A 21,372-nucleotide genomic window follows, 5' to 3' on the forward strand; every position below is an offset into this window, starting at 1 on the left:
GGGAGGAGACAGAACTCGTGAACGGGTTCGACAGCTATGTGGCGATCGGGGACAGCTTCACCGAGGGGCTCAACGACCCGCTTCCCGATGGGACCTACCGAGGGTGGGCGGACCGGCTGGCGGAGATTCTCGGTGCGGGGCGAAGCGAGTTCCAGTACGCCAACCTGGCGCTGCGGGGCAAGATGCTGGCCGAGATCGTGCAGGAGCAGCTACCGCTCGCGCTCGAACTCAAGCCCGATCTCGTCACCGTCTGCGCGGGCGGGAACGACATCATCGTTCCAGGAGCGGACGTGGACGACATCGCGGCCAGGTTCGAGGAGACCATCGCCACGTTACGGGGGGCGGGTATCGAGGTGCTGATCTTCACCGGCCCTGACACCAAGCGGATGTCGGTGATGAGCATCCTGCGGGGCAAGGTGGGCATCTACAACGCGCATCTGTGGGCCATCGCGGAGCGACACAAGGCCAAGGTCGTGGACCTGTGGGCGATGGATGTGCTGCACGACAACCGGGCATGGAGCGACGACCGGCTGCACTTCACGTCCGAGGGGCATCGCAGGATCGCGCTGCGTACCGCCGAAGTGCTCGGCGTGCCGACGGCCGAGGACTGGCGGGAGCCGTGGCCGGAAACCGCCGAGCACGCCAACTGGCTCACACTGCGCCGTTCGGACCTGGAATGGACGAGGACGCACCTGCTGCCGTGGATTCGAAGGCACCTGCGCGGCGAGTCGATGGGCGACGGTCTTGTGCCCAAACGGCCGAGGCTGGAACCGCTGGTTCGCAACCAGGTCAGCGGCGCACGGCTCACCGAAGCCGCCGAGAGCTGATCCCCTCCGCACGCCGTCCGGGCTGCGGTCGCGGCCCGGACGGCGTGCGCGGGCACGCGCTGTGCCGTCCTCCTCGTTTCGCGCGAGAGGCCGCCCGCGCTTAAAGTCACCGTTATGTCCGGTGACCGCGGCTGGCTCGTGCTTGTCCCGATCGCCCTGCTGGTGACGGGCGCCCTCGCGCTGGCGGTGACCTGGGTGAGCGTCGACCACATCGAGTCCGACCTGGCGGGCCGCTCCTCGGCCGCCCTGCGCTCGGCCGAGGTGCGTGGAGCAGAGGTTACCCTCGATGGTCGCGATGCCACGGTGCGTGAGGCCCCCGCTGATCAGGTGGCGACGGCCTACGAGGTGGTGGCGGGAGTCGACGGTGTGCGAAGGGTGGAGGTGTTCGCGGCCCAACGCGACACCAGGCGTGACGACGCACGCGACCGGCTGCAGCAGCGCCTCGACGAGGTGCTGGCCCGCGCACCGATCACGTTCGACCCCTTCAGCGACGCCCTGACCCCGCAGGCCGAGCGTTCCGTGGCGGCCGCCGCCGCGTTCATCGACGCCGCGCGCGGTGACCTGCGCATCGAGGTCGCGGGGCACACCTCCAAGGTCCCGGGTGTCGACCCGACAGCCGCCAAGGATCTGTCCGACAGACGAGCGCAGGCGGTGGCCGACCGCCTGGTCGCCGCGGGTGTCGCCGAGCAACGCGTGTGGCCGATCGGGTACGGCGACAGCAGACCTGCCGGTGGAGACCCGAATCTGGACCGCAGGGTGGAGATCACGGTGCGCTGAATCGAGACCGCTGGCGAAGAAGGTGTGACGAAGGAGGGCACATGCTGTGGTTGTTCGGGCAGATCTGGCTTTGGCTGCTGCTGGCCTTCGCGCTCGGCGCCGGGGTGACCGCGTTCGTCTTCGTCATCCTCCAGCGGCGCGCCGAGCAGCCCGAAACCACCGCCCGGCCGCCCGCCGCGGCCCGGCGACCGCCGCCGGAACCGGACGACAACGAGCAGACCCAGCGCATCGCTGCGGTACGGGCACCGGTTCGCCAGTTCGAGGAAGGCGAGGACGACGCCGGCCCGCCCGACCTCGGATACCGCGAGGGCGTGCTGCCCAATCACCGCGAATGGCACGAGCGCAACGAATGGCCCGACGAGTACGACGTCCCCGAGGAGGAGTGGCAGCCACACCAACGTGGTTGAACGCGGGCTGATAGGTTCACAGTTCCCCGGTCACGGCAGCAGGTAAGGACAATCAATGCCGCTTCCGCACTGGACGCCGGAGCACGTTCTCCCGCCCGGGCGGCATCCGGCCGATCTCTCCGATCTTTACGAACGCTTCGTGTGGGACGCGCCGCACCGCAACGAGCGGGAGATCATTTTCAGCGCGCTCAGCGGCTACCTCGGCGTGGTGTGCAGGCTGATCCCTTCCGGCAGGGCCTGGATCGGTGGCGAACTCACCAACCGCACCTCGGACGCGCCCCGAGACGTCGACGTCGTGTTGATCCCGGACGAATGGGGCGCGTTGAAGCGCCTCGACGGCGCGGCCAGGGCGAGGTTGTACGGCATGTTGACGCTGCGCGGTGTGATCGCCGAGCAGCCGGTGATGTACCTGGAGCAGGTACAACCCGTCAGTGGCCTGCTCGACGGCTTCCTGTGCCACCCGGGCGACGAGGACGAGTGGGCAGCGATCTGGGCGAGGGGCCCAGTGCCGGGGACGGCGAAGGGCTTCGCGGAGGTGACCTGGTGAACCTGCGGAAGGTGGCCGAGAACATCCCTGGTGGCACCTGGCTCGACGATCTCGCGCGTGCCTCGGCGCTGGCCGCCCACGCCAAGTTCGAGCGCACCTGCCGCTCGCCGCTGCTACGAGTGTCGCTGCTCGAGTCGACGAGGCTGGACGCGTACACCTTCTCCGACATCAGCAAGTCGTTGCAGGACGCCACCGCCAAGATCGGGCATATCGTGCGAAACCCGCAGGGCGAGATCACTTACGTACAGCCGGCCGACCGCGAGAAGGCGCCCCTCATCCAGCGCGGGCTGGCGGGCAACGCGATGTTCTTCGGATTCCCCGAGACGAGCGCGCCGGACGCGCTCATCAACGACGGGATCGAGACCCTGTCGGAACGCGCGGTGAAGGAACTGTGCGACTTCCTGCCCGTCAACGGCTCCGACGACGGGGCGCTGGACGCGGTGCTGTTGCAGCGCGACACCGTGCGAAACGCGGTGAGCGACATCGTGAACGCCGTGATGAAGACGTCCAGTATCGGGCTGTCTCTCACCCCCACCTACGGCGAAGAGATCACCAGGAGCATGACCACCGAGCAGGCGAAGGTGCTGCAAAGCAGCCTGCGGGAGTCTCGCGAGGACGTCGGCTACGAGACGGTGACAGGGCGGCTCGACGGGGTTCGCACCAGGCGGCGGATCTTCTACCTGGAGCGCGACACCGGCAGCACCATCCAGGGAGCCGTCGCCCCTGATCTGCTCGACGAGATCAAGCTCAACCTGGACCGGCCTGTGACGGCACGGCTACGCGTGGTCCGCACGACGACTATCGACGGCAGGCGCGGGAAGCCGGTGTACGAGCTGCTGGAGATCCACTCCGAGTCCAGCCTCTTCGACTGAGACCGGCAGGCGGGCGCGCGAATACGGCCCCGTGCCACCAGTCCCGATCTGGCAGCGCGGGGCCGTACTCGCGAAAACTACGTCGCTGCCACGCCTGGCCCGAGCCTCACCCCGAGCAAGGAGTTACCCGCGCCAGCACCGGCAACGACTACCCACCCGAACTTGTTCGAGCAAGTGGCGACACGGTAACAGATCGCGTCAGGGCGGTTACAACCACCCCTTCGCGATCTGATACCAGTCGCTCACTCACCACGTCAGCGAGTCAGCGGGGTGAAGTCCCTGCTGCCGATGAACGTCGGCCTGGGCTTGCTGGCCGCGAACGGCTCCACCAGCGTGTTCTCCACGCTGTTGAACACAAGGAAGATGTTCGAACGCGGGTACGGGGTGATGTTGTTGCCCGACCCGTGCATGATGTTGGAGTCGAAGAACAGCGCCGAGCCCGCCGGGCCGGTGAACTGGTCGATACCGTGCTCGGCCGCCAGCTTGGTGATGTCGTTCTCGCTCGGAACGCCGATCTCCTGCTCCTTCAGCGACGCCTTGTAGTGATCGTCGGGCGTCTCGCCGATGCACTGTACGAACGTGCGCTGCGAGCCCGGCATCACCATCAGGCCGCCGTTGAACGGATAGTTGTCGGTCAGCGCGATGGAGCAGCTCACGGCGCGTGGCCTCGGCATGCCGTCCTCGGCGTGCCAGGTTTCGAAGTCGGAGTGCCAGTAGAAACCGCTGCCCTTGAAGCCGGGCATGTAGTTCACCCGGCTCTGGTGAATGTAGACCTCGGAACCGAGGATCTGGCGGGCGCGGTCGAGCACCCTCGGGTCACGTGCCAACTCACTGATCAACTCGCTGATCAGGTGCACCTCGAAGATCGAACGGACCTCGCCGGACTTCTTCTCGGTGATTACGCGCTCGTCGGCCTTGAGCTTCTCATCCGACGAGAGCCGCACGAGTTCCTGCCAGTACCCCTGCACTTCGGCAGGGGAAAGCAGTCCCTCGATGATCGTGTACCCCTTCGCGTCGTGCGCCGCGAGGCCGGCCGCGTCGAACGGGCCGTCATGCTCACTGCCCCACACGGTCGGATCCGTCCTGTCGAGCAGTTTCGCGTCCGCGGCGACACGGGTCGGGTAAGCGTCCTTGATCCGGCTCTCTGTGAGAGTCAAGTTACTCGCCTCCTACGAGTGCCACTGTTGTGTTTTGCGGTGTCGTGAGCGTCGCACGGGCGCTACGGTCCCGCGGACCTCACGAGGCCATGTCGTCCTCCACCACGAGCGGGTACACACCGTTCTCGTCGTGCACCTCACGCCCGGTGATCGGAGGGTTGAACACACAGACCGCTCGCATGTCGGTCTTCGGCCGAACCTGGTGCTTGTCGTGCTTGTCCAGCAGGTAGAGCGAACCAGGCCGCAACTGGTAGGTCTCGCCGGTGGCCTTGTCGGTCACCTCGCCCTCACCCTCGACGATGAACACCGCCTCGATGTGGTTGGCATACCAGAAGTCGTTCACCGTCCCCGCGTACAGCGTGGTCTCGTGCACCGAGAATCCCGCCTTGTCCTTGGCGAGAACGATGCGCTTGCTACGCCAGTTCGGCTCCTTGATGTCAGCCTCGGTGTCGGTGATGTCGTCGAGGTTGCGGACGATCAAAGATGTCTCCCTTCATGCACTTCGGTTGGGACTCAGTGCGACAGCACCGAGTCGACGGATTCGGAGATGATCCCCAGGCCCTGCTCGATCTCGGCATCTGTCGTGGTGAGCGCGGGAAGCAACTTCACGACCTCACCGTCGGGCCCCGAGGTCTCCATGAGCAGGCCACGGTCGAACGCCGCCGCGCAGACCTTGCCCGCGACCTCGCCGCTCTCGAACTCCAGGCCGCGAGCAAGTCCCCTGCCCTTGGCCACCAGGTTCGCCTGCGGATAGCGCTCGACGAGCTCGCTGAAGACGGCGCCGACGCGCTCGCCCTTCGCCTTGGTCGACTTCTCCAACTCGTCGTCCCGCCAGTAGGTCCGCAGGGCCTCGGTGGCGGTGACGAACGCCGGGTTGATGCCGCGGAAGGTGCCGTTGTGCTCGCCGGGCGCCCACACGTCGAGGTCGGGCCTGACCAGCGTGATGGCCAGCGGGAGGCCGTACCCGCCGATGGACTTCGACAGGCACACCATGTCGGGCTCGATTCCGGCTTCCTCGAAGCTGAAGAACGGTCCCGTGCGGCCACAACCCATCTGCACGTCATCGAGTATTAGCAGGATGTCGTGCCGCTTGCACAGGTCCGAAAGGCCGCGCAGCCATTCGAGTCGCGCGGCGTTGATGCCGCCCTCGCCCTGCACCGTCTCCACGATCACGGCGGCGGGCTCGTTCAGCCCGCTGCCGGAGTCCTCGAGCAGCCGCTCGAAGTACAGGAAGTCGGGGTAGGCCCCGTCGAAGTACTTGTCGTAGGGCATCGGGGTGGCGTGCACGAGCGGGATCCCGGCACCGCCGCGCTTCATGGAGTTACCGGTGACCGAAAGGGCACCCAGCGTCATTCCGTGGAAGGCATTGGTGAAGTTGATGACCGATTCCTTGCCGGTCACTTTTCGAGCCAGTTTCAGCGCGGCCTCGACGGCGTTCGCGCCACCGGGCCCGGGAAAGATCACCTTGTAGTCCAGCGAGCGCGGCTTGAGGATGACCTCGTCGAGGGCCTCGAGAAAGTCGCGCTTGGCAACGGTGAACATGTCGAGCGCATGCGTCACACCGTCGCGGGAAATGTAGTCGAGCAGCGCTTTCTTCAACACCGGATTGTTATGCCCGTAGTTGAGAGCTCCAGCACCGGCGAAGAAGTCGAGATAGGGTTTGCCGTCCTCCGAGTACAGCCAACTGCCCTGCGCCCGATCGAACACGGTAGGCCAGCCACGGCTGTAGCTGCGCACTTCGGATTCGAGCGTTTCGAAGATGCTCACCTTGCTTCGTCTCCTGCTTTGTCGGGCGAATTTTCGGCTACTTTCATTATCGCCCCGATGGTGGCTGGGCGGGCACGAGTGGACCGATACGGAACAGGTCCTCGGGCTCGTGCGGGTCCGGAAAGTCGGCCGCGGCGAACAGCGTCGACCGCTCGAGCGTGGCATTCCACCGCTTCGCGAAGGACTCGAACAACCGAATCGACGCCTCATTGTCGGGCGTGATGGTGGTGTCCAGGTACCGCACGCCCTCGTCGACGAGCCGGCCGAACAGAGCGTCGAGCAGCTTGCCCGCCAGGCCCCGGCCGCGCTGTGACTCGTCGACCGCGACCTGCCACACGAGCGCGGCGTCGGGAACGGCGGGCCTGCGGTAACCGATGACGAACCCCACAGTTTCCGAGCCGACCCTGGCTACGACGGACGTATCGGCGAAATCGTGGCACCACAGCAAGTAGGCATATGACGAGTTGAGATCCAGCTTTTGTGAATCACGCGCAATTCGCCAGAGGGCCGCGCCATCCGCCTTGGTCGGCGATTCGATCACAACGTGGCCCGCCGCTTGATTGTCGCCGTTGGCACGCTTTGAGTGCTTTCCGGACATATTCAAGCAACGTAACAGAGTGAGTTAAGCCTTTCAGCCCGGCAGCCGCCGCCACAGCCTACCTACCTGCAACAACGCAGAAACACGTGTGACAATGCCGACAAAAGTATACCGATCATGGTGTCAAATATGCTACAAGCGCAGCACGCCGAACCGCTGTCTTCCAGCGGTTCCCGACTTTGCACGGTAGTGGCGAAGCGCACGTGACGCGAGAGTCCGTGCGGACTAATGCACCGATCGGTGTCACACGCTACTTCGCGGCCTTGGCCGCCTTCTTGAACTCCCGGACCTTCGCGAGCGTCTCGGCGTCGGTGACGTCGGCGATCGAGCGGTGCGAGTCCGCTTCGCCGTAGGAGCCGGCCGCCTCGCGCCAGCCTGCCGGGCGCACGCCCAGCTGCTTACCGAGCAGGGCGAGGAAGATGCGCGCCTTCTGGTCGCCGAATCCGGGCAGCGACTTCAGCCGCTTCAGCACCTCGGCGCCGTCCGGGTCGCCTTCCCGCCAGATCCGCTCCGCCGCTCCGTCGTAGTTGTCCACGACATAGCGTGCCAGCGTGTGCACGCGGCGAGCCATCGATGCGCCGTATCGGTGAATCGCGGGCTTGCGCACGCACAGCTCCACGAACTCGTCCTCGTCCGACTCTGCGATCTTGGTGACGCTGAAGCCAGCCATCCGGTCGGCGATCTTTCTCGGCCCCGCGAACGCCACTTCCATGGCTATCTGCTGGTCCAACAGCATTCCGGTGAGCAGCGCGAACGGGTCCCGCGACAGCAACTCGTCGGTTTCCGCGTCCCCGGTCAGTCGAAGCGTGGCTGGCATGGCGTTATCGTCCCACGTCCGCGAGTCCCCCGCTCTCGCCCGCGAGTCCTGCGCTCCCGTCCGCGAGTCCCCTGCTCTCGCCCGCGAGTCCTGCGCTCCCGTCCGCGAGTCCTGCGCTCCCGTCCGCGAGTTCGGCGCGGGTGAAGCGCTACCGGTACTGCGCCGGGCTGAGCCCGGTGTGCCTGCGCAGCTGGACACGCAGGTTCGACGCGGAACCGAGCCCGCTGACGCGCGCCACCACCTCCAGCCGCCGCTCACCGCGCTCGATGAGAGTGCACGCCAGCGCGATCCGCTCTGCGGCGAGCCACCGCAGCGGTGTGGTGCCCGACTCTGGGTCAGCGCCGCAGCACGATTCCCTTGACGAACGCGGCCTGGCCCACGTGCTGCAACCCGTCGGAAATGACGCTGACCAACCGCACTCCCAGCGTCACCGGCGGGTCCCACGCGGCGTCCACCGCCACGTCCAGGTCGGTGTCGGTGATACCGCTGACGTAATCGACCGTCTGCTTGTGCACGGCGTCGTGGTAGTCGGTGAGCAACTCCGCCGACTCCAGTCGCACCGACGCCACCTGGTCGCTGCTGTGCCCGTAGCCGATGTCGAGCGGCGAGAGCGGGAGCCCGAACTCGTCGGCCCAGCCACCCGACAGCCACACCTGCTCGATGTCGGCCACCCCGGCGACGTGATCGTCCTGCACCCGGGTGAGGTGCCACAGCAGCCACGCGATCGAGTTGGCCTCGGCGTCGAGCCGGTAGTTCAACGCCTCGGCGCCGAGACCGCTCGCGGCGTCGTGCACCTCCTCGCGAAGCCGACCGAACGCGTCCGTCAGCAGTTCAACGCTTCCCATCGCCCCATCCTGGCACTCAGGCAGCCGCCATGGCGTCGTGCACCGCTGCAGGAAGCTTCGTCTCCAGGAAGCGGGCCATGTCTTCCTCCTGACGCAGGATCTCGGTCAGCTTCCTGGTGATCTCTTCCTCGCCCAGTTCCTTCGTGGCGTCGATGAGCGCGCGGTAGGAGGCGATCTCGAAATGCTCCGCCGCGTAGTCCGCGAGCGCGTTCTTCACCATGGTGTCGCCCATCGGCTTGTTGGCCACACCCTGGATGGCTCCGAACATGTTGGCGAACGCCGCCTTGGCCCCAGAGACAGTGCCGCCGAGGTCTTCGATGCACTCCTTGACCGTTCGCGCCTGCGACCGGGTCTCCTCGATGTGCCGCTCGATGCGGTCCCGTACCTCCGGGTCGGCCTTGGCGTCCTTGGCGTGGGCAAGCAGTGTCTCCTCCAGTGCCTGCTCCATGGCATACGCGTCGTTGAGCCAGGTAATCACCTTGTCACGACTGGTCATCCTCGCACCTCCAGCATGCTTTTCTCTCCCGGCGCGGGCTACCCGGCAGCGGCGGGGACAAACCCGCCGCCCTTCGATTCAGTCCGAAGTAGACAAAGTATCGGCAGGGCGGGGAAACAGCATGAGCAGGCGCCCAAGGGCCGCCTCGTCACCGCTGACTCGGGCGGTTCGGTCGGCGATCGCGCCGGTCAACTCCGCACCGCCGAACACGAGTGAACGCAAGGTCGTCACGGTGGTCTCGAGTACCGCGTCCGGCGCCGTGGCGGCGCCACGAGCGATGCGGAACCCGCCCCCGCCGACCTCGGCGTGGAACACCTCCGTGCCGAGGCGCAGTTCGAAGCGGCCCCGCAGGCCACAGGCGGCCTTTGCGTCGAAGGTGGTCTTCAGCGCGAGGACAAGTGCGTCGACGCTGAGTTCGGCGGTCGAGCTCAACGGGGTGCGGCTGCCCCATCGCGCCAGCGCGAGAATCGCCTGCTCCAGCTGCGCACCGTGCTCGGTGAGTTCGTAGACCCACGAAGCCGCCGGTGCCGCGAGCTTGCGGCGCCGCGCGATACCCGCGTCCACCAGCTCGCGCAGCCGCTGGGCGAGCACGTTCTGGCTGGCGGTCGGCAGTCCTTGGCGAAGGTCGGTGAACCGCTTCGGCCCGTGCAGCAGTTCTCGCACGACGAGCAGCGCCCAGCGCTCCCCGACGAGATCGAGAGCGCGGGCGAGACCGCACGGATCGTCGTAGCGGCGCTTACTCACCACGCCTGGCAAGGGTAGTCGAAGTGCCTCTGCTGAACTGCAAGCGATTGGTGCTAATTTAGGACCATGAATCCCAAGGCGACGTTCGTACTACTGCCGGGCGCGGGCTCCGATTCCTGGTACTGGCATCTCGTGGTTCCTCGGCTGCGCGCACACGGCCACGACGTCGTCACGGTCGACCTGCCGTGCGACGACGACTCCGCGGGGCTGGCCGAGTACGCCGACACGGTTGTAACGACCGTGACCGACGCCGTCGGCGACCGCGGTGACCTGGTGGTCGTCGCCCAGTCGATGGGAGCTTTCACCGCGCCGCTGGTGTGCGACCGGCTGCCGGTCGGGCTGCTGGTGCTGGTGGCCGGTATGACGCCCGCGCCCGGCGAGTCACCCGGCGACTGGTGGGACAACACCGGGCAGCCCGCGGCGCAGCGCGAGCAGGCGCTGCGTGAGGGGCGCGACCCCGAGGCCGGGCCGGACCTGCTGGAGCTGTTCTTCCACGACGTGCCGCCGGACGTGGTTGCCGCAGCCCTCGAACGCGGCGAGAAGCCACAGTCTCAGACGCCGTTCGAGCAAGTGTGGCCGCTGCGGCGGTGGCCCGACGTACCCACGAGGTTCCTGCTGTGCCGCCACGACCGGCTGTTTCCGGCCGACTTCCAGCGCAGGGTGGTTCGGCAACGTCTCGGCATCGTGCCCGACGAACTGGACTCCGGCCACCTGCCCGCGCTGAGCAGCCCGGAGGAACTCACGCGGCGACTGCTGGCCTACCACGCCGAGCTGCCCGGGCGCTGACGTACATCACTGGCGCTCATCACTGGCGTACATCACAGCCCGCACAGCGCGTCGACCGCTGACGGCGCCAGCAGTTCGTCGGCGACCATGCCGGACAGTCCGGCGAACGCCCCGTTCGCGCCCAGCCGCGAAGCACCGATGTCGAGGCCGTCGAGCACGCCCGCGCTCGCACCCGCCTGCACCGCCGTGCGCACACCCGCGAGGAACGGTTCCAGCACCCCAATCGCTCCACCGAAGCGCATGTAACGCGGGTTGACGACGGTGACCACCGCGGTGAGGACGGTGCCGAGCAGCCTGCCCGCTTCGGTCACCGCGCGCACGGCCCGCGGCTGCCCGTCGGCGACCCTGCTCACCACCTCGTCGACCGAGCGCACGCCCACCGGGCGCAGTAACCTGCTCAACGCCTGCCCGCTCGCCTCGGCGGCGACGCAACCGCGGCGCCCGCAGGAGCACGGCCGGTCGCTGCCCTCGACTCGCATGTGACCGATCTCCCCCGCGGCGTTGCTCTGACCCCGGTGCACCCGACCCGCGATCACCAGGCCCGCGCCGATCCCGATGCCCACCCTGACCCCGACCAGTGTCGCGTCGGGGCGGCCAAGCGCGTAGTAGTCACCGAGCGCGCCCGCGTTCGCGTCGTTCTCAAGCAGCACCGGCACGCCGAACGCGTCGGCCAGCCGATCCCGCAGTGGGACCTCGCTCCAACCCGGCATCGTCGGCGGTGCCAGGCAACGGCCGCGCTCGTGGTCGATACGGCCGGGAACGGCCAACGCCACGGCGCGAAGGCTGCCCGCGCGGCCAGCCTCGGCCAGCAGCTCGCGGCCCACCTCGACGAGCATCGGGACGACCTTGCCCGGTTCGTGCCCGACCCGCAGCCGCCTGTCCTCGCGGGCGAACACGGTGCCACGCAGATCCACCACGGCCAGGGTGGCGTGGCTTTGTCCGAGGTCGGCGACGAGCGCGGTGTGGCCGGTGTCGTCGACGGCGAGCAACTCCGCCCTGCGACCACCGCTGGACTGCCGGTGCCCGACCTGTCGCAGCAGGCCGAGCCTGCGAAGAGCGTCGATCCGCTCGACCATCGTCACCCTGGAAAGCCCGACCCGCTGCCGCAACTGCTCGCGGGTCAGCGGCCCCTCGGCGCGCAACACCGCGAGCACCTGGCCCGGCGACGTCGAAGCGGTCTCGACCATGCTGTGAACCCGTTCCCAAAACTTACGTTAACTTGCCTGACAAAAGTATGTAACATGGGCACCACCCGCGCCGCAGGTACAGCCGCTGGAGGCCTGATTGCTCACCACCGCGGAAGCCCGACCCAAGATGTTGCCCGCCCTGGCGCTGGCCGAGCGCGCCGCGGCGGTACTGCGGGACAACGACACCGGCTCACTCGTCACCGCTGCGCCGAGGCTCTACCCGCACATGTGGAGCTGGGATGCCGCGTTCATCGCGATAGGGCTGGCTCAGCTGGACACCGGGCGTGCGGTGGCCGAACTGGACACGCTGCTGGCCGCGCAGTGGCGCGACGGGATGATCCCGCACATCGTCTTCACCTCCGCGACGGGCTACTTTCCCGGCCCGGACCGTTGGGGCACCGACACGGCGCCGCAACGGCCGCGGCACGTCCGGACATCCGGGATCTGCCAGCCGCCCGTCCACGCGATCGCGCTACGCCGAATCGTCGACGTGGCAAGGCGAAAGTCGAGGGCGGATGCCGAACTCGCGGAAGGCTTCGCCACCGGCGTGTGGCAGCGGCTGTACCGCTGGCATCGCTGGATCGCCCGGTACCGCATCGTCGACGCCAGCGGGCTGGTCGCCATCGTTCACGGCTGGGAGTCCGGAATGGACAACTCGCCACGCTGGGACGAGCCGTACGCGAGGGTGGTTCCCGGCGCGGACCTGCCGCCGTACGCGCGGCTCGACCTGCTGGCGGTGGACGACCCGGCCGAGCGGCCCAGCGACGACGACTACCGCCGCTACCTGTGGCTGATCGAGCAACTGCGGCGCGTGAACTACCAGCCCGACCACGCCGTGAACACCTCCGACTTCCTGGTCGGCGACACCTTCACCACCGCGCTGTTCTCACTCGCCTGCGACGTGCTCGCCGAGCTCGGCGAGGAACTTACGAGCGAGCGCGACCAGGTCGCCGAGCTCAGGCAGTGGGCGGGGCAAGCCCGCCGTGCGGTAGCACTCAGCCGCCGTCCCGACAGCGGTATGGCCGCCGATCGCGACATCCGGCAAGGCAACTGGATTGCCACGCCGACGCTGGCCGGGTTCTCGCCGCTACTGTGCGGGGGCGCCGGCAGGCGGGCCGAGGCCGACCTGTTGTCTACTATGGACTCTTCGGACTGGTCGGGACATCCCGATCTGTTCGCCGCCGTCGTTCCTTCGGTTTCCCCTCGCGCGAGGCAGTTCGACCGCTGCCGATACTGGCGCGGGCCGCAGTGGCCGGTGCTGGCGTGGCTGTTCAGCTGGGCGTTCGAGCGCAGAGGCTGGACTTCCCGAGCCGCCGAACTGCGTACGCAGGGCCTTCGACTGACCGCGGACGGCAGCTTCGGCGAGTACTACGAACCCTTCACCGGCAGGCCACTCGGCAGCACGAACCAGTCGTGGACAGCGGCCGTCGTGCTGGACTGGCTGGCCACGGGCAGGCCGTCGCCCCGCTAGTTTCCGCCCGCCGAGCACGGGTAGCCGCGATGAAGGACAGATTTCGCGGCAGCGCGGTTGGAGCGGCATGGCGAGCACGAAGGATTGGTTCGAGACCGTCGCCGAGGCGCAGCGCAGGGCTCGCAAGCGCCTACCGAAGTCGGTGTACTACGCGCTGCTGGCGGGCTCGGAACGCGGGGTGTCACTGGACGACAACGTGGCGGCCTTCAGCGAGCTGGGGCTTCGGCCGCACATCGCGGACCTGCCCGCTTCGAGGGAACTGGCCACCACCGTGCTCGGCCAGGACATCTCGCTGCCCGTCATGGTCGCACCCGTCGGCGTGCAGGCGGTGAACCCGGAGGGCGAGGTCGCGGCCGCCCGCGCCACCGCGGCAGCCGGAACCGCCATGGGGCTCAGCTCGTTCGCCAGCAAGTCGGTGGAGGAGGTCGCGGCCGCCAACCCGCAGACGCTGTTCCAGACCTACTGGGTGGGCAGCAGGGACGAGTTGCTCTCCAGGGCACAGCGCGCGAAAGAAGCGGGCGCCAAGGCGCTCATCCTCACGCTGGACTGGGTGTTCGGCACCCGGCGCGACTGGGGAAGCCCACCGATTCCCGAGAAGCTGAACCTCGGCGCGGCGATGAAATTCGGTCCCGAGGTGCTACTGCGACCGAGGTGGCTGCTCGACTACGTGCGCAGCGGCAAGCTGCCCGACCTCACCACCCCCAACCTGGCCCAAGCCGCGGGCGAACCCAGCCCGACGTTCTTCGAGGCGTACGGCAGATGGATGCAAACACCCCCACCAACCTGGGAGGACCTGCGCTGGCTGCGTGAGCAGTGGGACGGGCCGTTCGTCATCAAAGGCATCATCCATCCCGACGACGCAAGGCGGGCCGTCGACATCGGCGCGACCGCGATCTCGGTGTCCAACCACGGCGGGAACAACCTCGACGGCACGATCGCCTCCATTCGCGCGCTGCCCCCGGTCGTGGAGGCCGTCGGCGACCAGGTGGAGATCCTGCTCGACGGTGGCATCCGCAGGGGAAGCGATGTGGTCAAGGCGCTCGCGCTCGGGGCGAAAGCGGTGTTCATCGGCCGCGCCTACCTGTGGGGTGTCGCCGCCAACGGCGAGGCAGGAGTCAAGAACGTCCTGGACATCATCCGCAGCGGGATCGACGAAACGCTGCTGGGCTTGCGCCGAAGCTCCGTCCACAAGCTTCGCGCGGACGACGTGCTGGTGCCGCCGGACTTCTCCCGGGTCATCAACGGCAAGGCGGGGTTCCCACTTCGCGATCCGAACTCGCCCTCACGCGGCCGCTGAGCCGCGGGGCCATTGGAAAGGAGATGCACCATGGGATCGCTGGAAGGCAAGGTCGCGTTCATCACCGGAGCGGCACGAGGACAGGGATACAGCCACGCCGTCAGGCTCGCGGAGGAGGGCGCGGACATCATCGCGGTGGACATCTGTGCCCAGATCGACACCGTGCCGTACCCGATGGCGACCCCGGAAGACCTCGCCGGAACGGTGCGTGCCGTGGAAGGCCTCGGCAGGCGAATCGTCGCCAGGGAAGGCGACGTGCGCGAGCCCAAGTCGATGGAAGATGTCGTCAACCAGGGCGTCTCCGAACTCGGCAGGCTGGACATCGTGCTCGCCAACGCCGGGATCGCTCCACTCACACCCCAGGAGAGCGACCCCATCGCCGCGTTCAACGACGTGATCGCGACCAACCTCGCCGGTGTGCGGCACACGGTGCACGCCGCCGTGCCGACACTGCTCGAACAGGACGAGGGTGGCTGCATCGTGCTGACCAGCTCCACCCAGGGTCTCTCCGGTCGCGGTGGCAACGGAACCGGCGCGATGGACGGCTACGTGGCAGCCAAGCACGCCCTGGTCGGGTTGATGCGATCCTGGGCGAACTGGCTCGGCCCTCGCGGTATCCGCGTCAACACCGTGCACCCCACCGGCGTCAACACCCCGATGGTCAACAACGACGCGATTCAGCAGTTCCTGGAGCAGTACCCGGATACCGGCGCGGCGCTGGCGAACCTGCTTCCGGTCGAGATGGTGGAGCCAAGCGACATCTCCAACGCCATCGCGTGGCTGGTGTCGGACCAGGCCCGCTACGTCACCGGCGTGATGTTGCCCGTCGACGCTGGGTTCTCGGTCAAGTAGCGCCAGCCGTCGCCGGGATCGCAAGCGGCCCAGAACCGTACGCCCAGCGAAGAGACCCGCACGCTGCGCCGGACGAACCGGGGCCGGGAAAGTCCGCGTTGCGCGTCGCGCACGGTGTCGTCGGTCAACAGGATCTCGTATTCGGTGCTCAGCGTGGCGTCCTCGGGCCCGAGCAACGCGAGACCGAGCGCGACGATCCTGGTGACGTAGGCGGGTACATGATCCGGCAGCGACACCCCCGCGGCCTTGCCGACCGTGGAGGCGTTGCACAGCACCACCCTCGCCGCACCGATTCCGGTCCGCTCGACGACGTCGATCACCGGGTACGCCGAGCCGGTGGCCAGCAGCGAAACGACGCGTGCCTCGTCGGGAGCCAGCTGCCGGAGGATGAGTGCGTAGAGCTGCTCCGTCGCCGCGTCGACGTCCGAAGCGGTGGATCGACGCAGCAGTTCGGCCATGCCCGCGCGCAGCGGATGGGTAGCCCGGGTGCCCGCGGAGGAGGTCGAATCGGTGAGCAACGCCTTGGGCGTCGAAATCGCGACGGTGGCCGGATAGGCAGCGGCAGGGTCCAGCCGGTTGCGTAGCTGTTCGATCGCCTTGCGTTCGAAGGACCGCATCCCTGCCTGAGCGGCGTGCGCACCGGGAAGTCGCCTCCCCAGCGCGGAACCCGCGCGCACCGCCAGGCCTGCGACCCTGCTCGCGCGGCGCAGCAGAGCTTCGGAGTTCACTCCTGCGATGCTACTTGGCAGGCCTCACCTGTTGGTCCCGTCCTTGTCCTGTTCAAGGAACCCCCAGTTTTCCAGCGCGTTGCGGATGAAGTCGGCGCCGATCCGGTTCGCCTCGTCGGTGTTGCCCTCGGCGCGCGCCGGACTGTCATCCGGCTGCTCGACCACGCGATCGCGCTCGGCATGCGGATGTTTCCAGTACTCGCCGCACCCGTTCGGACACGGCATTTCCATGGTTCGCAGGATCCCGGATGGTTGCGGCTGCTGCCAGGCCAGCGTGCCGGAGCCTTCACACAGCCCACAGTCGCCGCTACTTGGGGACTTGCCCGAGCCCTCCGCAGTTGCCACAAGGATCCTTCCGGTTGGGTGCGAGCCCGGAGCCGTGGCAGCGCGGGCAGTCGACCATGTCACCGAAGTTCATCGTGCACCTTCCCCGACACTTACCGAAAGTCAAACCATCCTAAATCGCGGAATCGGGCCAATGCTCCATTCGCCGCCGTGGCTGCGCCGTCCGGGGTAGTGGCGGTGGTTCCCCCTGTCCTGAGCAGGTGCGCTTTTCGCCACGGCCGCGAGGTTTCCGCAAGGCGAAACGCCGCACCGGGTCACCGGCCGGGCGTGCCGCCCAGCCACGACTTCGCGGCGGCCAGCCCGTCGACCGTGATCTGGTGGCCGCCGGAGTGCCAGTGCTCGCTGACCTCGGCCGAGCGTTCCCGGAAGGTCGCGACGAGCCTTTCGGCGGACTCCCTCGGCGCCATTGGATCGTGCCTGCCGTTGAGCAGTAGCACTCGCGTGCCACTGAGGTCGTGCCGAGGCGGGTCGGGAAGCGGTGACATGGCGGCGAACAACACCAGTTCGGCGAGCGCCGCCGGACGTAGCAGCGCCACGGCGGCGGCGATGTTCGCCCCGTTGGAGAAGCCTGCGGCGACCAGCCTACGTTCGGCGAGGCCGTACCGCAGCCTGGCGGCGGCGACGAAGTCGGCGAGTTGCTCCGCGCGGGCAACGACGTCATCGGTGTCGAACACGCCCTCGGAAAGTCGTCTGAACCAGCGTGCCGCGCCGTGTTCCGACACCGGCCCTGCAGGCGCGAGCATCGGCGCCGACGGCAGGAGTTCCTTGCCGAGCGCGAGGATGTCCTCCGGGGTGCCCCCGGTTCCGTGCAGCAGCAACAGCACCGGGGAGGCCGGATCGCCCTCGATGTAACGGTGCTCCAGCGACAGGCCGGTCATGCCAGCACCGGATTGTTCTCCGAGGGCAGCCTCAGCTTCGGCAGTGTGGCTTCGAGCTGTTGCCGGTCGGGTTCGAGCCACGGCGGCAACTTCAGCGCCCGACCCAGTTCCAGCAGCGGTTCGTCGATCGAGAACCCCGGCTGGTCGGTCGCGATCTCCAGCAGGGTGCCGCCCGGCTCGCGGAAGTAGATGGATCGGAAGTACTGCCGGTCCATGATCGAGGTGACGCCGACGCCACGGCTGATCAGTTCTTCGCGCCACGCCGCCTGCGTGTCCTCGTCCGGAGCGCGCCAGGCCACGTGGTGCACGGTGCCCGCCGCGACAAGGCCACTCGGTGCCTCGGGCGTTACCAGCACGTCCACGGTGGCGCCCGGGCCGCCGTCTCCCGCGACGAACCGGAAGCGGTTGCCGTCCTCCGCTGCGAAACCCAGCCCGAGGCCTTCGGTGAGCATGCCCGCCGTCGCGTCCTCTCTGGACACCGACAGTGTCACCGAATGCAGGCCACGAATCGCGTGCTCCGCAGGAACGAACCGGTTGTCCCACGGGTCACGCGGGTCGCCCTGCGGGTGCGCCACCAGCGCCAGCTGCAGCCCGTCGGGATCGCGGAAGGTCAGCACGTCCTCGCCCTCACGGTTGCCGACGCGCCCGGTCTCCACCCCCGATGCCTCCAGGTGTTGCTTCCACCAACCGATCGAGTTCTGCGGCACGGAGAAGGCTGTGGTGGTGGCCTGTCCCGTGCCGATCCGCCCGCTCGGCGCGTCCCGCCACGGGAAGAACGTCAACAGCGTTCCCGGCTTGCCCGACTCGTCGCCGTAGTAGAGGTGGTAGGTGCCTGGGTCGTCGAAGTTGACCGTGGTCTTGACCAATCGCAGCCCGAGGGTGCGCAGGTAGAAGTCGACGTTGCGTTGCGGGTCACCACCGATGGCGGTGACGTGGTGAAGTCCGCTGGTCCTGAACGGCATGGCTCCTCCTCACCGAGCGGTATACCTCCCACACTAACCGCATAAACTCTTGCCAGAAAGATATCTTCACGAAAGATTGTTGTGGGTACACTCCCTGGCGTGCCGAACGAACCCGACGACGAGGTCGTTGCCTTGTGGGACCTGGTCACCGAGGGCTACCTCGCCACGCGGGAGCGGCTGCTCGGTGAAATCGCGCGACGGTTCGAACTCGCCCCGGCCTCCTTCGACATCCTGCTTCGGCTGGAACGCGCGCCGCAGCACCGGATGCCGATGACGCGCCTCGCGAAGGAGGCCGCCCTGTCGAGCGGGGGCTTCACCAAGGTGGCGGATCGCCTCGTCGCGGCGGACCTGATCCGGCGGCTGCCGAACCCGCGGGATCGCCGTGTCACCTACGCATGCCTGACCGAGCACGGAGCCGACGTCGCCGCGCAGGCCGCGAAGACCACTGCTGACATCCTGCGCGAAACCCTGCTGGGACCGCTGGGACCACAGGCAACCGCCGCGCTGGCGGACGCGATGCGCACGCTACGTAAGGTCAACGGCTGCTGACCCGCGCGCTCGCTAGGCGTCGTAGTCCACGCGCACCCGGTCGCTGACCGGCCTGGACTGGCAGGTCAGCACGAACCCGGCCGCCACTTCCTCGTCCTCAAGCGCGAAGTTGCGCCGCATGTCGACCTCGCCCTCGACCACTCTTGCCCTGCAGGTGCCGCACACCCCGCCCTTGCAGGCGAAGGGCAGGTCGGGGCGGGATCGCTGCGCCCCGTCCAGTACGGCCGTTTCCTTGCTGACGGAAACGGTGGTCGTGCGCCCGTCGAGTTTCACCGTCACCTCGCTCGTCGCGCCACGCTCCGGCGCGTCGGCGTCGCGCAGCGGCGGGGGTGGTACGTCTTCGACGAAGAACAGTTCCTGGTGCACCTTCGACCTGGCGATCCCCAGTTCGCTCAGCACCTCACGGGCGTCGGTCACCATCCCGAACGGGCCGCACAGCCACCAGTGATCGACCTGCCGGGGATCGGGGACCAGCCTCAGCAACTGGGTGAGCTTGCGCGCGTCGAGCCTGCCGCTGAACAACTCGACCTCGCGCGGCTCCCTGGAGAGCACGTGGACGAGTTCGAACCGCGCCGGGTAGCGGTCCTTCAGGTCGGCCAGTTCGTCGGCGAACATCACCGTGCTCGCCCGCCGGTTCCCGTAGAACAGGGTCACGGTCGTGTCGGGCTCGGCGAGCAAGGCAGCCGCGATCGACAGCACCGGCGTGATCCCCGACCCCGCCGCCACGAACACGTGGTGTGCACCGGGCGGGCCTGGCGGTGGGGTGAAGGAGCCGGTCGGTGTCGCCACCTCGATGCGGTCGCCCGGCCGCACCTGCCGCACCAACCACGTGGAGAACAACCCTCCCGGGATCTCCCGCACTCCGACCCTGGGTGGCGCACCCGGGGGTGAACAGATCGAGTACGACCGGCGTTCCTCACGCCCTTCGACCGTGCGCCGCAGTGTCAGCGACTGCCCTGGCGCGAACTCGTAGGCCTGTGCGAGTTCCGGCGGCACGTCGAACGTCACGGCCACCGCGTCGTCACACAGCCGCACGACGTCGGCGACGGTCAACTGGTGAAACGCCGTACGAGGCCTGGCAACAGTGGAGACGGTCACCTCAGATCTCCTTGACGTGCTCGAACGGCTCGGCGCAGGCGCGGCAACGGTGCAACGCCCTGCACGCCGTGGCGCCGAAGCGCGACACCTCCTCGGTGTCGCCGCTACCACACCGAGGGCAGCGCACCGCTCGGCTCGGTGGCCGAAGGTTCAGCGGGACCGGCCCGGAAGGTGTTCGCGGCGCGGCCCCCGGCGGCGCGATTCCGGCCTCCGCGAGCCGCCGCCTGCCCCGTTCGCTGATCCAGTCGGAACTCCAGGCGGGAGTCAGTACGGTGCGGACCTCGACATCAGGATAACCAGCGCGGCGCAGCGCATGCACCAGGTCGTCGCGCATGGTGTCCATGGCGGGACAGCCGGTGTAGGTGGGGGTGATCGACACGATCACCCTGCCGTCGACCTCCCGTACCTCCCGCAACACGCCGAGGTCGGCCAGTGTCAACATCGGCAGCTCGGGGTCGGTCACGGTCTCGGCGACCGCCCGCGCGTCTCGAAGCGCCGTCACCATGTCGCCTCCGGGTCTGCTCTTGCGACGCTTTGCAGCTCGGCGAGCAGGTAGCCCATCGCCTCGCTGTGCACACCGCCGCGGCCGGCTCTGCCTGCCACGCCGGGAACGGCGGCGACGTCGGGCACCTCGAGCGTCGCCTCCGTCAGCACGGTCGCGACCACGTCGTCGAACTCCTCGCGCACGCTACGCGGGTCGACAGCCACTCCGGCACCGGCGAGCGACAACTCGATCTCGTGCGGGCTGAACAGTTCCGGTACATACGGCCAGACAGCATGCAACCCAGCCGCCATGCGCTGCCTGGAGTAGTCGGTTCCGTCACCGAGCCGAACCGTCCATTGTGCTGCGTAGTCGCGATGGTAGGCGAGCTCCTTCACGGCCTTGCCCGCCACTGCGGCGAGCACCTCGTCGCGGGATTCGGTCAGCCGGCTCGCCACGGCGAGCCGCCACGTGGAAAACACCAGCAGCCTGGAGATCAGTTCGGCGAAGTCACCCCGAGGCAACTCGGCGAGCCGGACGTTGCGGTATTCCCGCTCCTCGCGGAAGAAAGCGTAGGCGTCCTCCGACCTGTCGCCCGGCCGGGAAAGCAGCAGGCGTGCCTGCCCCAGCAGGTCGAGCGCGATGTTGGCCAGCGCGACCTCGTCCTCGAGTTCGGGGGCGTAGGTGCACCACTGCTGCACCCGGTGGGAGAAGATGAGCGCGTCGTCACCGAGCATGAGGCAGTATGCCTTCAGCTCGTCCGCGTCCACCCCTTCCGGCACTGCCTTGTCCACTCCGGACAGTGGGTCGGAGAATCCGGTGCCGAACGCCCACCTGGAGTCGTTGTCGGCGGTTATCGCCTCGTAGGCGTTGTCGAATGACAT

General features: G+C 67.9%; 26 protein-coding genes and 1 pseudogene. 10 read left to right on the forward strand and 17 right to left on the reverse strand.

The window, feature by feature from the left end; all coding sequences use genetic code 11:
* The first annotated feature begins 17 nt into the window (after positions 1 to 17).
* From SACMADRAFT_RS23625 to SACMADRAFT_RS23645, 5 genes are all read left to right on the forward strand, one after another.
* Complete coding sequence (locus tag SACMADRAFT_RS23625) at positions 18 to 827, forward strand: SGNH/GDSL hydrolase family protein (RefSeq protein WP_009156380.1); 810 nt, start codon at positions 18 to 20, stop codon at positions 825 to 827.
* A gap of 114 nt (positions 828 to 941) precedes the next feature.
* The gene (locus SACMADRAFT_RS23630) at positions 942 to 1,604 is read left to right on the forward strand and encodes an OmpA family protein (protein WP_009156381.1); all 663 of its coding nucleotides are present in this window, start codon (positions 942 to 944) and stop codon (positions 1,602 to 1,604) included.
* 41 nt (positions 1,605 to 1,645) lie between these two features.
* Positions 1,646 to 2,011, forward strand: a complete 366-nt coding sequence (locus SACMADRAFT_RS23635) for a hypothetical protein (protein WP_009156382.1) — start codon at positions 1,646 to 1,648, stop codon at positions 2,009 to 2,011.
* A 55-nt stretch (positions 2,012 to 2,066) separates the two neighbouring features.
* Positions 2,067 to 2,558 (forward strand): DUF6932 family protein, encoded by a 492-nt coding sequence (locus tag SACMADRAFT_RS23640; RefSeq protein WP_009156383.1) that lies wholly within the window; start codon positions 2,067 to 2,069, stop codon positions 2,556 to 2,558.
* Positions 2,555 to 3,430 carry a hypothetical protein gene (locus tag SACMADRAFT_RS23645; protein ID WP_009156384.1) on the forward strand — a complete coding sequence of 292 codons (876 nt, stop codon included), beginning with the start codon at positions 2,555 to 2,557 and terminating at the stop codon, positions 3,428 to 3,430. Before SACMADRAFT_RS23640 ends, SACMADRAFT_RS23645 begins: the two co-directional genes overlap by 4 nt.
* A gap of 254 nt (positions 3,431 to 3,684) precedes the next feature.
* Here SACMADRAFT_RS23645 and thpD read toward each other — a convergent pair whose 3' ends face one another.
* The 9 genes and pseudogenes from thpD to SACMADRAFT_RS23685 all read right to left on the reverse strand — a co-directional run bounded on the left by thpD (position 3,685) and on the right by SACMADRAFT_RS23685 (position 9,857).
* Positions 3,685 to 4,587 (reverse strand): ectoine hydroxylase, encoded by a 903-nt coding sequence (thpD, locus tag SACMADRAFT_RS23650; RefSeq protein ID WP_009156385.1) that lies wholly within the window; start codon positions 4,585 to 4,587, stop codon positions 3,685 to 3,687.
* A 79-nt stretch (positions 4,588 to 4,666) separates the two neighbouring features.
* Complete coding sequence (locus tag SACMADRAFT_RS23655; RefSeq protein ID WP_009156386.1) at positions 4,667 to 5,068, reverse strand: ectoine synthase; 402 nt, start codon at positions 5,066 to 5,068, stop codon at positions 4,667 to 4,669.
* Between the two features lie 32 nt (positions 5,069 to 5,100).
* Positions 5,101 to 6,354 carry a diaminobutyrate--2-oxoglutarate transaminase gene (gene ectB / locus SACMADRAFT_RS23660; protein ID WP_009156387.1) on the reverse strand — a complete coding sequence of 418 codons (1,254 nt, stop codon included), beginning with the start codon at positions 6,352 to 6,354 and terminating at the stop codon, positions 5,101 to 5,103.
* A gap of 46 nt (positions 6,355 to 6,400) precedes the next feature.
* On the reverse strand, positions 6,401 to 6,952 hold the full coding sequence (ectA, locus tag SACMADRAFT_RS23665) for a diaminobutyrate acetyltransferase (RefSeq protein WP_009156388.1): 552 nt from the start codon (positions 6,950 to 6,952) through the stop codon (positions 6,401 to 6,403).
* Between the two features lie 250 nt (positions 6,953 to 7,202).
* On the reverse strand, positions 7,203 to 7,769 hold the full coding sequence (locus SACMADRAFT_RS23670; protein WP_009156389.1) for an HhH-GPD-type base excision DNA repair protein: 567 nt from the start codon (positions 7,767 to 7,769) through the stop codon (positions 7,203 to 7,205).
* A gap of 148 nt (positions 7,770 to 7,917) precedes the next feature.
* Positions 7,918 to 8,100 (reverse strand): annotated as a pseudogene (locus SACMADRAFT_RS29400) (helix-turn-helix domain-containing protein); the annotation flags it as partial.
* Between the two features lie 4 nt (positions 8,101 to 8,104).
* Positions 8,105 to 8,614, reverse strand: coding sequence for a mycothiol transferase (locus SACMADRAFT_RS23675; protein ID WP_009156390.1), 510 nt, complete (start codon positions 8,612 to 8,614; stop codon positions 8,105 to 8,107).
* 16 nt (positions 8,615 to 8,630) lie between these two features.
* Positions 8,631 to 9,110: a YciE/YciF ferroxidase family protein gene (locus SACMADRAFT_RS23680; protein ID WP_009156391.1), complete on the reverse strand. Its 480-nt coding sequence runs from the start codon at positions 9,108 to 9,110 to the stop codon at positions 8,631 to 8,633.
* A 78-nt stretch (positions 9,111 to 9,188) separates the two neighbouring features.
* Entirely contained in the window at positions 9,189 to 9,857 is a 669-nt protein-coding gene (locus tag SACMADRAFT_RS23685) for a winged helix-turn-helix transcriptional regulator (protein WP_009156392.1), read from the reverse strand.
* Positions 9,858 to 9,920: 63 nt separating this feature from the next.
* Between SACMADRAFT_RS23685 and SACMADRAFT_RS23690 the strand changes: the two genes are divergently transcribed.
* Positions 9,921 to 10,640 carry an alpha/beta hydrolase gene (locus tag SACMADRAFT_RS23690; RefSeq protein WP_009156393.1) on the forward strand — a complete coding sequence of 240 codons (720 nt, stop codon included), beginning with the start codon at positions 9,921 to 9,923 and terminating at the stop codon, positions 10,638 to 10,640.
* A 32-nt stretch (positions 10,641 to 10,672) separates the two neighbouring features.
* On the opposite strand, the gene SACMADRAFT_RS23695 is transcribed toward SACMADRAFT_RS23690, so the two are convergent.
* Positions 10,673 to 11,827, reverse strand: coding sequence for an ROK family transcriptional regulator (locus SACMADRAFT_RS23695; RefSeq protein WP_009156394.1), 1,155 nt, complete (start codon positions 11,825 to 11,827; stop codon positions 10,673 to 10,675).
* A gap of 97 nt (positions 11,828 to 11,924) precedes the next feature.
* Here SACMADRAFT_RS23695 and ggh point away from each other — a divergent pair, with 97 nt between their 5' ends.
* The 3 genes from ggh (at position 11,925) to SACMADRAFT_RS23710 (ending at position 15,447) form a co-directional block, all read left to right on the forward strand.
* Positions 11,925 to 13,298 (forward strand): glucosylglycerate hydrolase, encoded by a 1,374-nt coding sequence (ggh, locus tag SACMADRAFT_RS23700; protein ID WP_009156395.1) that lies wholly within the window; start codon positions 11,925 to 11,927, stop codon positions 13,296 to 13,298.
* Between the two features lie 67 nt (positions 13,299 to 13,365).
* Positions 13,366 to 14,595: a pre-mycofactocin synthase MftD gene (gene mftD / locus SACMADRAFT_RS23705; RefSeq protein WP_009156396.1), complete on the forward strand. Its 1,230-nt coding sequence runs from the start codon at positions 13,366 to 13,368 to the stop codon at positions 14,593 to 14,595.
* 30 nt (positions 14,596 to 14,625) lie between these two features.
* On the forward strand, positions 14,626 to 15,447 hold the full coding sequence (locus tag SACMADRAFT_RS23710) for a mycofactocin-coupled SDR family oxidoreductase (protein WP_009156397.1): 822 nt from the start codon (positions 14,626 to 14,628) through the stop codon (positions 15,445 to 15,447).
* Here SACMADRAFT_RS23710 and SACMADRAFT_RS23715 read toward each other — a convergent pair.
* From SACMADRAFT_RS23715 to SACMADRAFT_RS23730, 4 genes are all read right to left on the reverse strand, one after another.
* Positions 15,396 to 16,064: an Abi-alpha family protein gene (locus tag SACMADRAFT_RS23715; protein ID WP_009156398.1), complete on the reverse strand. Its 669-nt coding sequence runs from the start codon at positions 16,062 to 16,064 to the stop codon at positions 15,396 to 15,398. The genes SACMADRAFT_RS23710 and SACMADRAFT_RS23715 overlap by 52 nt on opposite strands.
* Before the next feature lie 135 nt (positions 16,065 to 16,199).
* Positions 16,200 to 16,520 (reverse strand): hypothetical protein, encoded by a 321-nt coding sequence (locus tag SACMADRAFT_RS23720; RefSeq protein ID WP_009156399.1) that lies wholly within the window; start codon positions 16,518 to 16,520, stop codon positions 16,200 to 16,202.
* A gap of 254 nt (positions 16,521 to 16,774) precedes the next feature.
* The gene (locus SACMADRAFT_RS23725) at positions 16,775 to 17,398 is read right to left on the reverse strand and encodes an alpha/beta hydrolase (RefSeq protein WP_009156400.1); all 624 of its coding nucleotides are present in this window, start codon (positions 17,396 to 17,398) and stop codon (positions 16,775 to 16,777) included.
* Positions 17,395 to 18,360, reverse strand: a complete 966-nt coding sequence (locus SACMADRAFT_RS23730; RefSeq protein WP_009156401.1) for a ring-cleaving dioxygenase — start codon at positions 18,358 to 18,360, stop codon at positions 17,395 to 17,397. Before SACMADRAFT_RS23730 ends, SACMADRAFT_RS23725 begins: the two co-directional genes overlap by 4 nt.
* A gap of 99 nt (positions 18,361 to 18,459) precedes the next feature.
* Here SACMADRAFT_RS23730 and SACMADRAFT_RS23735 point away from each other — a divergent pair, with 99 nt between their 5' ends.
* The gene (locus tag SACMADRAFT_RS23735) at positions 18,460 to 18,909 is read left to right on the forward strand and encodes a MarR family winged helix-turn-helix transcriptional regulator (protein ID WP_009156402.1); all 450 of its coding nucleotides are present in this window, start codon (positions 18,460 to 18,462) and stop codon (positions 18,907 to 18,909) included.
* Positions 18,910 to 18,921: 12 nt separating this feature from the next.
* Here the strand turns inward: SACMADRAFT_RS23735 and paaE are convergent, their stop codons facing one another.
* Genes paaE through paaC form a run of 3 tightly spaced genes read right to left on the reverse strand, consistent with a single transcriptional unit; the run spans position 18,922 to position 21,372 of the window.
* The gene (gene paaE, locus SACMADRAFT_RS23740) at positions 18,922 to 20,007 is read right to left on the reverse strand and encodes a 1,2-phenylacetyl-CoA epoxidase subunit PaaE (RefSeq protein WP_009156403.1); all 1,086 of its coding nucleotides are present in this window, start codon (positions 20,005 to 20,007) and stop codon (positions 18,922 to 18,924) included.
* A 1-nt stretch (position 20,008) separates the two neighbouring features.
* Positions 20,009 to 20,512, reverse strand: a complete 504-nt coding sequence (paaD, locus tag SACMADRAFT_RS23745) for a 1,2-phenylacetyl-CoA epoxidase subunit PaaD (protein ID WP_009156404.1) — start codon at positions 20,510 to 20,512, stop codon at positions 20,009 to 20,011.
* Positions 20,506 to 21,372: a 1,2-phenylacetyl-CoA epoxidase subunit PaaC gene (gene paaC / locus SACMADRAFT_RS23750; protein WP_009156405.1), complete on the reverse strand. Its 867-nt coding sequence runs from the start codon at positions 21,370 to 21,372 to the stop codon at positions 20,506 to 20,508. The genes paaD and paaC overlap by 7 nt, the downstream gene beginning before the upstream one ends.

Source organism: Saccharomonospora marina XMU15, from assembly GCF_000244955.1.
GTDB classification, from domain to species: Bacteria; Actinomycetota; Actinomycetes; order Mycobacteriales; family Pseudonocardiaceae; genus Saccharomonospora_A; species Saccharomonospora_A marina.